This is a genomic window from Fangia hongkongensis FSC776 = DSM 21703 (assembly GCF_000379445.1).
GTDB classification, from domain to species: domain Bacteria; phylum Pseudomonadota; class Gammaproteobacteria; order Francisellales; family Francisellaceae; genus Fangia; species Fangia hongkongensis.
In genome coordinates this window covers 36,183-44,693 of the sequence record NZ_KB902249.1, presented here as the reverse complement: position 1 = coordinate 44,693, position 8,511 = coordinate 36,183, and the positions used below count along the sequence as shown (strand labels likewise).

General features: G+C 34.8%; 6 protein-coding genes. 2 read left to right on the top strand and 4 right to left on the bottom strand.

Features of this window, described 5'->3' with window-relative positions; genetic code table 11:
• The coding region (locus A37Q_RS0105925) for a phosphopantetheine-binding protein (protein ID WP_026196548.1) at window positions 1–1,596 on the top strand (1,596 nt) is incomplete at its 5' end.
• 66 nt (window positions 1,597–1,662) lie between these two features.
• Window positions 1,663–2,838, top strand: coding sequence for a PAS domain-containing sensor histidine kinase (locus A37Q_RS0105920; RefSeq protein ID WP_018299364.1), 1,176 nt, complete (start codon window positions 1,663–1,665; stop codon window positions 2,836–2,838).
• 152 nt (window positions 2,839–2,990) lie between these two features.
• On the opposite strand, the gene A37Q_RS0105915 is transcribed toward A37Q_RS0105920, so the two are convergent.
• The 4 genes from A37Q_RS0105915 to A37Q_RS0105900 all read right to left on the bottom strand — a co-directional run bounded on the left by A37Q_RS0105915 (window position 2,991) and on the right by A37Q_RS0105900 (window position 8,499).
• Window positions 2,991–4,346: an SGNH/GDSL hydrolase family protein gene (locus A37Q_RS0105915; RefSeq protein WP_018299363.1), complete on the bottom strand. Its 1,356-nt coding sequence runs from the start codon at window positions 4,344–4,346 to the stop codon at window positions 2,991–2,993.
• Window positions 4,347–4,928: 582 nt separating this feature from the next.
• Entirely contained in the window at window positions 4,929–5,147 is a 219-nt protein-coding gene (locus A37Q_RS0105910; RefSeq protein WP_018299362.1) for a hypothetical protein, read from the bottom strand.
• Between the two features lie 245 nt (window positions 5,148–5,392).
• Entirely contained in the window at window positions 5,393–7,486 is a 2,094-nt protein-coding gene (locus A37Q_RS0105905) for a peptidase domain-containing ABC transporter (protein WP_018299361.1), read from the bottom strand.
• The gene (locus tag A37Q_RS0105900) at window positions 7,483–8,499 is read right to left on the bottom strand and encodes an HlyD family secretion protein (RefSeq protein ID WP_018299360.1); all 1,017 of its coding nucleotides are present in this window, start codon (window positions 8,497–8,499) and stop codon (window positions 7,483–7,485) included. The genes A37Q_RS0105905 and A37Q_RS0105900 overlap by 4 nt, the downstream gene beginning before the upstream one ends.
• Between the last annotated feature and the right edge of the window lie 12 nt (window positions 8,500–8,511).

Here is an 8,511-nt window from a genome sequence, read left to right as displayed (position 1 = left end):
GGCGAGCTTTACATAGGAGGCGTCGGTCTTGCTAGAGGCTATTTAAATCTGCCTGAACTCACTAAAAAGGCCTTTATTGACAATCCATTTTCTACAGAGGACGATGTCCTTAAGGGGTATACGCGCCTTTATAAAACGGGAGATTTATGCCGTTATCTTGAGGATGGCAATATTGAATATGTAGGGCGTAGCGATTTTCAAGTTAAAATCAGAGGGTTTAGAGTTGAACTTGGTGAAGTTGAAGATAAGCTATCGAGGATTGAAGGAATCAAGCAAAGTTGTGTGATTATAAAGAAGGGGCAATCTCAAGCATATCTTGTCGGGTATTACGTTCAAGCAAACGATAGTGATCTAACAACAGATAAAATTAGAGTCCAACTAGAGACTTTTTTGCCTGAGTATATGGTTCCCTCGCACCTAGTGAGGATAGAGAGTTTACCGTTGACGGTGAATGGGAAGCTAGATCGTAGTGCTCTACCTGATCACCATCATAGCTCAGTGAGAAGTTATGTTAAGCCTGTGTCAGAGACGCAGAAGCGGCTTTGTAGAATATGGGAAAATGTGTTAGACACTCGACCTATTGGTATAGAAGATAACTTCTTTGAAATCGGTGGAAATTCAATCTTATCAATTACAGTAGCCCATCAGATGTCTCAATTTTTGGGCTGTAGCATTTATGTATCAGATATTTTTAGGCTCAAGACTATCAACTCGATCATAAAAAAGTGTTCAAATGTCACATTTAACCTTATAAAACCTTTATCACCCGAGCAAAATAAAAAGGACATTATCTACTTTATTCATCCCGCCTTTTCTGGTTGTGAAGTTTATCAAGGGTTGGTTGATAAACTATCAGATTTTTACTGCTGTATAGGCGTTGATAACTACAACCTTCACCATGATCAGAAAATTAATGTATTATCAGAACTTGCATTTCATTATCTGTCATATTTAGATTTTGACAATACTGAAGGGAAAAAAATTCTTCTGCTAGGGTGGTCACTGGGAGGCTTAATTGCATTAGAAATGGCCTATATGTTAGAGCAATTTTATCCTGAGAAAGTTGCAACCAGATTGATACTGCTTGATTCACATTTACCTAGAGGAAAGACTTTAACCTATCACCCTCATTTTGATCCTCAAAAAGGAGAACAGACTATTGATGAGTTTGTGGATACGCTTATTAAGGGTTTAGACAAAACTTATGCCGAAAAAGTACTAATGAATAAAGGTACTGAAATACTTTTGGGTCAAACTAAGCCTTCTGGGAAATTAGGCCTAACACGTGTCACACTATTTAAAGCATTAAAAAATTCTGGATACAAATGGAAAGATAATAATCTTAAGCATTATGCAAACAGTTTTGATGTTGTGGAAGTAAACTCCGATCATATGCAAATGATCACAACAATATTGAATGAGTGGGATCGATATTCTCCCATTTTTCTAGGGGAAACAAATTTTAACTCTCAGATATCTCGATCATTTAACTTTTTAAAAAGAATAGTAGAAGTATTAAAAAGTCGAGAGATGGTGACATCAATTATCGCTTTGATTGGTTTTGTGGTTTATTTTATGATATCTAGCGGAGATTAGATACTTGCTTTGATATTTTGTAATACATTATGTAGTTTGTTGGCTGAATTTGTTAGGAGTGACTAAATGAACAAGTTGGAAAAAGAACTGATACAGTTAAAGGAGAAATGTATTTACTATGAAAACAAGTTCTCACAATATGAGTACATTTTGGATCAAATTCCCGCAAATATTTATTGGAAAAATCTCGAAGGAGTCTATGATGGCTGTAATGCTGGTATGGCCAAAGTTTTAGACATAGAAAAAAGTGATATCATTGGATATTCAGACATGGACGTTAACTGGGGGAAAACGGAATATAAAAATTTACTAATGAAACACGACTATGCAATTGTTTCAGGTAATAAAAGTGAAATAGAAGTCGAAGAGATAGTTGAAATAGGAGGAGAATCTCAAACCTATCTATCTGCCAAAAAAGCACTCAATGATATTGATGGTAATGTTGTTGGAGTTGTTGGAGTTTCTATTAACATCAGTGAGCGGAAACAACTTGAGAGTCAGGTTATGAGACAAAAAGAGCAATTAGAGGATAAAGATCGTGTACAAAGAGACTTTGTTGAAAATTTTCATCATGATGTTAGTCTGCCATTGACTGCTATGTCAGAAAATATCAAATTTTTACAACTTTTTCTCACAAATCCAAAAATGAGGGAGGTTGCAGCACTTCTAGAAAAAGAGTGCTGGAGTATATCAAGAATGCTCAGACAATTGAAAGATGCCTTTTTGAGTAATGAATTTAGCAGGAAAATCTATTTGAGTCAGTTTAATTTACGTCACGTAATAGAAAGTGAAATAGCGATCGCAAAATCATCAATACCCACTACAAAAGACCTTCATATCTATCAGCAGATAGATAAGCATCTACCAGAGGATATTGTTAGCGACCGTGCTAAACTAGCTCAGATACTCCGAAATATCCTTGCAAACGCCGTTAAGTTTACCGAAGAGGGAAGTGTTGTTTTTGGTGCTAAAGTATTAGAAGATCTTGATTCTAGTTATAGAATACGATTTTTTATTCAAGATACTGGGATTGGTATTCACAAAATTGACTTTGGAAGAATATTTAAATTAGGTGAGCGTGTTAGACCTTCCTACCGAGGAATACATGGAATGGGGCTTGGGCTCTATATTGTTAAAAATAATTTGGATTGCTTAAACGGAAAAATTGAAGTACAAAGTCAAGTAGAGCAGGGTAGCTGTTTTATTCTTGAGTTTTTCTTTGATAAGCCAAGAATTTTATAGTGTGAGTTGTATAAACTTCCTGAAAAAATTATCAATATGTGCAATAATGATGGAGGTGTAATGAGCATAATGTATTCACTTAACAGTCCCCTTAAGTCAAACTGACATAGTTCAATGAGGACTACCAGAAATGAACATGATCTATCTTTTACCTAGCAAACTTCAATTTTATCTGTGCTTTTTTGTATTTTAATATCAAGTTGATTCAGAATGTAGCGATAGAGCAAATCATGTATAATTTGGGTAGGGTGCATTTCATCCCAGAATAAATAATGATCAGGATGTAAGCAAATTTCACTGGTTAAAACCTCAACCTGTTTATCCTTAGGAGATCGAACTGAATAATCCGTATAACCTCTCTTCCAACATGGGTCACTGAAATTTGAAATTGCTAGTCTATACTGTTTATTAATGCGACTATGCTTTTTAAGCAACTCATGTAACATAGTAAACACGTCAATGTAATGAAAATGATAATCAAGTTGAGTATACTGTAGACGATACCTTTCAACCATCGTATGAAGTTTCCGGTTATGCGCTAGACTTATACTGTTCATATCCTGACTTACCCCTGATTTCTTAGCCTTTGGTGTCAACCCTAAATCTGGCAAGCCTATTATTACAAATCGTCTGACACCTGACCGTAGTAGCCTGTCAACCTCTGTCTGAATTGTAGCAATGGTTTCTGTTGTGATCTCATCAACTTGCGAGCGTGTATATTTCCCCATCAAATAATCATTTGCCCCTAGTAGTATAAAAACAACATGACGACCGTGATCGTGCATTTCCGTATGATTAAGAAGATAGGCATCAATTTGAAAATTCAAGGAATATGGTAAAGTAGGCCACAGTCGCCAGCGTACTGTGGCACCACCAACAGCATAATTTTCAGCATAAATCCGATGTGGATGCAAGGCTTCTGCTAGTCGTACTGTCCATGGACGACCGTTAGAAAAGACACCATTATAATAGGGAGGAGATTTAGGTACACGACCGAATGTATATTTATGTAGTGTTCCCTTATCACTAAGGCTGTCTCCTAAAAAAATTACCCGATCCATTCCGTAGAACAATCTACTCTTCTGAAGCTCAATCCATTCAGGACAGAATAACAGGGTGAAGGATGGAAAGGGGTTCCACCAATGCCAATCAATATAAGTTTTTGGTTGCAGCGTCACACCAAACACTGACATCCAATCGGCTCCTATGTAACGATGATGAGGTTTTAAATGCAGTTGATGCCAATGACCATGAAGATTAACCCATATGTGATAAGGCTGCAACTCAAATAATCCTATGGTTTTTGATGAATTTGATTCAACAACATACATCTTATACTTTGCAACATGATCTGTGTGTGCTTTGATATACAGTCTGGTCAACATTTGACAACGATTTTCCAGCACAATATAAAATGCTTCAGAGGCAGTACTCACTGATAATGAGAATTGACTTAGGATGAATAAAGCAAGGCAACGCCAGTATAGTCTGAGTGATAGAATTTCCACTAATCAATCTCCATAATCACCTAGTTTATGGGTTTATGGCATCGATAACGCAGTTACTTAAGAGAGCATTGCATTACGCGAAGCCGGTACCTTTAACCGCATACACAACTGCATAATTTAGTATGACAAAAGTCGCCACCGGAATGATGATATCAAAACAACCTGATTAAATATGTACATAAAATGTATTAAAAAATATAACAATATATTTCCTTTGTCATCTAATATCAACCATCAAACCATTTGTGTTTGGGTTATCGTATATACATTCATTACGATATATTTTTATATTGATCAGGATCTGTTGATATTTCACATCCTTTGCAGTTTGTCGTACCGATAGTAATAGCCCTACAGTGTTTAGGTCTAGTTTACACAATTACCAAGTCCATGCCTTCATTCTTAATCACCGAGTTACAGTTCCTTGGAGGTAACTCTTTGAGAGGTAGCCTAGAGGTTTGACCAATGAAGTTTTGAAGGATTGGCCTTTATTTTTAAAATATACCTCGAAGAGGGAATTTTGGCTCAGATTTATATGGAGACCCAATAGTACAATATCCAGCCATAATCCATCATAATTCCCTAAATATCGATTATATTATTATTGCCCAAAGTGTTATCTGGATTCAATGTATTATGAAATTCATGACTCTTAAAGTTTAGTGTTGGAGACAGATTCTTAAGTTCATTGCTTGATCTTGTATTTATCTCATTAATAATTGCTATTTTCTGATCGCATGCAAAAAAATCATCCATACAAGCAATAAGCTGTTGTTCTGAGACTATTGTGGTTCTTCTCATAATGCATTTCTCCTATTGGGCAGTATTTTTATTTATCCTAAGACACTGTATATAATTTAACTTTTATATATTTGATTTAATCAAAGATAACGTTAGAGTGGTTGTAGCCAACACAATATATAATTTCATTTTGGCCACCAGTTCTTGAATAAAGCGTAAAGGTTTTAAGCCATTAGAAAAGATTTATTCTTAAAATCAAGCAGATCGCTTATAATCTTTTTCCTCAAAGGAGGCTTAGGCCCTGTTTATACAGACTGTAATTTTCCTAGATCAATAATTCTATCTGCCATATTAATGGTTTCTTGTCTATGTGCAATCATAACAATAGTAATGCCTAGCTTTTTTATATTCTGATTAATATAAGATTCATTTTCTGAATCAAGATGGCTAGAAGCCTCATCTAAGAACAAAATTTTTGGTTTAGCATATAATGCTCTTGCTAGCAGTAATCTTTGTTTTTGCCCACCAGATAAAATGTTTCCCATATCGCCAATAACTGTTTGATACTCCATAGACATTTGTAAAATTTCTTCATGTATACAGGCAGATTGTGCGCATTTTTGCGCAAATTTAAGATCAGGGTTTTTGCTAAAAAAAGTTATATTTTCAAAAATACTTCCACTAAGTAATGCATCGTTTTGCATGACGGCTGCACTTTGTGCTCTAAAATTCTTTAATCCTATCTTATGAATATCTTTGCCATCATATAGTATCTCACCACTAGATGGGCGGACGAGTTGCAACAGCAACTTTATCAATGTAGTCTTACCCATACCAGAAGCACCAATAAGAGCAACGACTTCGCCAGAATAAATTTCAAAAGAAAGATCATTAAATAAATGTCTTTCATAGCTAGAATAAGAGAAGCTAATATTTTTTACAGTGATACCTCCTTGCAACTCTATATTTGAAATACTTGTTTGATTGATATCAATTTCTGCTTTTTCTAATGCTATATCAGACACCCTGTCTAAGTGTAGATATATCATTCGATAGTCAAGTATTTTATCAACTAAGCTCTTCATTCGCGCGACAAACTGTGTTCGATAGGAAATATAGGCAATGAGCATACCAATGGAAAAAGTATTATTCATGACAGAAATAGCGCTCAGATAAATGACAATAATATATTCAATACCACTTATTAATTGATTAAACGAGCCATAATATAGTGATATCTGAGTGATTTTAATACCGGTATTAATGGTATCTACATAACTGGCTTGCCATTGTGATTGTCGCTCAAGCTCTTTTCCAAATAGTTTAACAGGTAGAATTGATCGAATAGACTCCATAAAAATAGAGCTTTGTTTTGCGGATAGGTGCAAAGATCTTTCATTCATTTGTCGAAAATAGGGATACGATATAGATCTTAATGTTGCATACATCAGTAGTCCAATGCAAACAACTGAAGTTAATAATTTGCTATAAATAAACATGATAGTAAATGTGCCAATCACCATGATTGCATCAAGTATTCCTTCGATAATATCTGTACTTATTTTAGATTGAATTGTTTTCATTGACCCAAAACGTGAGATAATATCGCCCAAATGACGTTTTTCAAAAAATTGAATTGGTAGCTTAAGTAAGTGTTGAAATAAATTATTACTTAATTGTAAATTTAAGCGTGTTGACAGATATTGAATTGCAATACTCCTAGCATATCCTGCGAAAACCTGCATAATTAATAATAATGAAAATCCGATACACAGCAGCTCAAGTAACTGATAGTCTCTTGTAACCAATACGTCATCAGTAACAAACTGTAGAAACAATGGAGATAATATCCCAAATATTTCAAGTGCAGTTGATACAATAAAAATTTGGAATATCACCCCTGTTAGTCCGGGAAGAGCATTAAAAAAGTGTCTTAATCTTAATTTACTTTCATCTAAAAGATGAAGTTCTGTTTGAGGTGTTATTTCTAGAGCGACACCTGTAAAATGTTGAGATGCCTCATCAAGATTCATTGTAACGACACCCACGGCAGGATCATGGATAAAGATCTTGTTTTTTCTTACTTTTTTTAACACAACAAAGTGATTTAAATCCCAATGTAATAGTGTGGGTTTACATAATAACTTGAGCTCATTAATTTCGCATTTTAATGGTCGAGTCATAAAACCCATATTGGCACTAATATCGATCAAGTTTTGAAAGTTTAAACCAGTGGATGAGCTATAAAATTTACTTTTTAAACCTCTTAAATTCACTGGCTTTTTATGAAATTGCGCGATCATTGCTATACATGCCAAACCACACTCAGCAGTCTCTGTTTGCAAAATCACAGGCAAAGAGCCTCGCAGGCTAAACTGTATATTGTTTAATAATCTCATGTTGTTAAGCTTCCTCTTAGACTATATATCGGATCCAAAATCCATTGTAAAATAGTACGTTTTTCACCTATTATTTGTGCATCAAGCAACATCCCTGATTGAAGCAAATGTAACTCATTATAAACGGAGACATATTGTGAGCATAATCTGGCAGTGACAATATAAAATGGCTGACTTAATTTAATAGGTGCTGAGATTTGATCTGATGTCATAATTGTCTTACTAACTTGTGTAATAATGGCGTCATATACGCCAAATTGTTGATAAGGGTAGGCTTGATATTTTAACAATACTTTTTGTCCAGTATGCACGAAGCCCGCTGCCTGTGATGTTACAAACAGTTCCGCGGTTAGTTTACTATTTTGAGGGAGGATACTTAACAATGGCTTTTGTAAATTGACACTATCACCAGGCAAGGCATTCAAGGAGGCAATAATTCCACTGCTTGGCGCTGTTATGGTGTATCCTTTGCTTCTTGATGTATCTATTTGTTGGCGTTTCAGTTGATCCAGCTCATTTTTTGCATCTAGTAGCTGAGTATATTTTTTTTGGTAGTCGCTAAAAGAGATATAATTGCTATTCAATAGTGTTTGCATGCGATCGAGTTCTGATTCAAGATTTTTTACAATATTTTGTTGTAAATCAACTTGGTCTTGGATTTCTTTTTCAGAAGCTTGAGTTAAATCGACACCGTCAATACCATTATTGTTTGACTCTATGGTAAGTAATGGTTGATTTTTATTAACACTTTGCCCTTGGTTAACCATAATACTCTTAACTGTGCCAGTCGTATGAGGGTAAAGCAGCAATATACCTTTATTAGGTTTTAAAAAGCCAATAACCTCTTCTTTTTTTGAATATACACCTAAGCAAACAAAAAGAGCCAACCCCACACCAATTAAGGAAAAAAAATACAGCCAAAATGTTAAAGATATAGGAATTATATTTGTTGTTTTTCCAAAGGTTTTTTGTCTTTTGGCATCAAGAGCTTCTTTGCGAAATAGTTTACTCATGGTATATATAAT